This window comes from Bacillus sp. SIMBA_008, assembly GCF_046535495.1.
GTDB lineage: Bacteria > Bacillota > Bacilli > Bacillales > Bacillaceae > Bacillus > Bacillus subtilis.
The window spans coordinates 1-250 of the sequence record NZ_JAWRWL010000926.1 but is presented as its reverse complement, the minus strand read 5'-3'; the positions used below and the strand labels follow the sequence as shown (position 1 = coordinate 250).

The 250-nt window shown below is 51.6% G+C and carries 1 protein-coding gene; it reads right to left on the bottom strand.

Annotated features, from left to right (window positions below):
* Window positions 1-250: M20/M25/M40 family metallo-hydrolase (locus SB658_RS26090; protein ID WP_410603386.1), on the bottom strand; the 250-nt coding region annotated here is incomplete at both ends.

The following is a 250-nucleotide window of genomic DNA, read 5'->3' as shown; positions in this document are numbered from 1 at the left end:
ATGCCATTCCTCGGTACCGCTTGTCCCCATCCATACGAAAAAGCCTGGAATGCGTTCTTGATAAAGGGCAAAATCTTCTCCGCCCGGTGACTGCTCAGCCTGAACGACTGTGAGATCCAGCGCACCTGCCGTTTCTTCGACCACCTTTGTCAAACGATCGTCATTCAACACAGAAGGCAGATATGGATGCCATTTCACTTCGCCTTTTGCCCCAAACCCTTCGGCAACCCCGCTCACGATTTGTTTCATG